This is a genomic window from Adlercreutzia sp. ZJ242 (assembly GCF_011038995.1).
Taxonomy (GTDB): Bacteria; Actinomycetota; Coriobacteriia; order Coriobacteriales; family Eggerthellaceae; genus CAAEEV01.
On record NZ_JAAKEE010000095.1, the window covers coordinates 1 to 1,994 of the forward strand.

Annotated in this window: 1 protein-coding gene; it reads left to right on the top strand. The window is 61.5% G+C overall.

The features are described from left to right. Positions 1 to 152 precede the first annotated feature (152 nt). Positions 153 to 1,916: an IS1634 family transposase gene (locus tag G7Y49_RS11885; RefSeq protein ID WP_206214699.1), complete on the top strand. Its 1,764-nt coding sequence runs from the start codon at positions 153 to 155 to the stop codon at positions 1,914 to 1,916. Positions 1,917 to 1,994: the final 78 nt, after the last annotated feature.

Here is a 1,994-nt window from a genome sequence, read left to right on the forward strand (position 1 = left end):
CGGGTCTTTGACAGATGAATAGGTTATCCAGATTCTGATCGCCCCGATGAACGGGGCTTTTTTGTTGCCCGATGTCAAATTTGTCAATATTGATATATGGTACTTTTGGGTACTTTCTAGTATAATATGGGCATGTAGCAGAGAGGACGGACATGCCCATGCGCCTGAAGGTCACAAGGTCGTCTAAGTCCACGAGGCTGTACGCCATCAAGTCAACGTACGACCCTAGGACCAAAAAGACCTCTTCGAAGATAGCGGCCAAGCTCGGCACTGCCGAGGAGGTCATGGAGCGCGAGGGTCTTGACTACGACGGCGCGATCGAGTGGGCACGCGCCGAGATCGCACGCATGACCGAGAAGGAGGCTTCCGACGCAGCTGCCGTGACCATAAGGCTCAGGCCCGCGAAGCGGATAGGAAAGGGCGCGAGGCGCCGTGCGAACGCAGGCTACCTGTTTCCCGCAAAAGTCCTCTCCGAGCTTAGGCTGCGAGGCATATGCGACAGGATCGCCGAAGGACAGGACTTCGATTTCGATCTCGGCGAGATAGCCGAGCACCTGGTCATCGGCAGGATGCTCGCCCCCTCGTCGAAGCTCGCCACGTTCAAGTGGTGCCAGAAGCTCGTCGAGCCCCCGGCGTTCGCGGAGCACCAGGTCTACCGCGCGCTATCGGTCCTGGCCGAGCATTCCGACACTATCCAGGCCGCCCTCTACAAGTCGTCCTCCAAGCTGGTCCGCAGACGCACGGGAGTGCTCTACTACGACTGCACCAATTACTTTTTCGAGATCGAGGGCGCTGACGGGAACGGAGACCGGCGCTACGGTATCTCCAAGGAGCACCGACCGAACCCGATCGTGCAGATGGGCCTGTTCATGGACGCCGACGGCGTCCCGCTGGCGTTTCGCATCACGCCCGGCAACACGTCCGAGCAGGTGACGCTCAAGCCGCTCGAGCGCACGATCATGGAGGAGTTCGGCGAGTCCAAGTTCGTGGTGTGCACCGACGCCGGGCTCTCCTCGAAGGACAACCGCCTGTTCAACACCGAGGGCGGGCGCGCATTCGTCACGGTGCAGAGCATCAAGAAGATGAGGGCAGATCTACGCGAGTGGGCGCTTGACCGCACGGGCTGGATGCTTTCGGGCTCTGATGCGGTCTACGACCTGCGCGAGGTCGGCGAGACCGAGATGCGGGAGCGCGTGTTCTACAAGGAGAAGTGGGTCAAGGACGACGACGGCTTCGAGCAGCGCTACGTCGCTACCTTCTCGCTCAAGTACATGGAGTACCAGGCCTCCATACGCGAACAGCAGGCCGAGCGTGCTGTTGCGAGGGCGGCCAAGGGGGCTAGGGCTGCCGAGAGGCGCAACCCCAACGACCCGGCCCGGCTCCTCTCCGTCGAGCACGTCACGGCTGAAGGCGAGCTCGCCGACCGGGCCGTCGTGTCCCTCGACGAGTCCAAGATTGCCGAAGAGGCTCGCTACGACGGGTTCTCATGCATCGCGACGTCGCTGGAAGACGACCCTGACGACATCATCGCCGTGAACAAGCGCCGCTGGCAGATCGAGGAGTGCTTTCGCATCATGAAGACCGAGTTCAAGGCCCGCCCGGTCTACCTCAGCCGTGCCGACAGGATTCGCGGCCACTTCCTCACCTGCTTCATCGCGCTGCTGGTCTACCGCTTGATGGACGACCGGCTGGGCCATAGGTTCACCTGCGAGGAGCTGCTCTCCGCGCTGCGGGGCATGGACGTGTTGGAGCTTTCCGGCGAGGGCTGGGTTCCCGCCTACACTCGCGACGACGTGACCGACGCGCTGCACGACGCGTTCGGGCTGCGCACGGACTTCGAGATCGTCACGAACCGTCAGATGGGCAAAGTGCTCACAGCCGCGCACAGCGCCAAGGTAAAAAGTACCAAAGGGTAAACCTGTCTGAATCCCAGCTAACAGGCCTGTTAGCTGGGGATATGAAGTCGACTACCGTTCGCCGGTGTCAAAGACGGG

Bases quoted from the DNA above. Each gene is read 5' to 3' on its own strand.
- G7Y49_RS11885 (WP_206214699.1), top strand. From the start codon at position 153: ATGCCCATGCGCCTGAAGGTCACAAGGTCGTCTAAGTCCACGAGGCTG.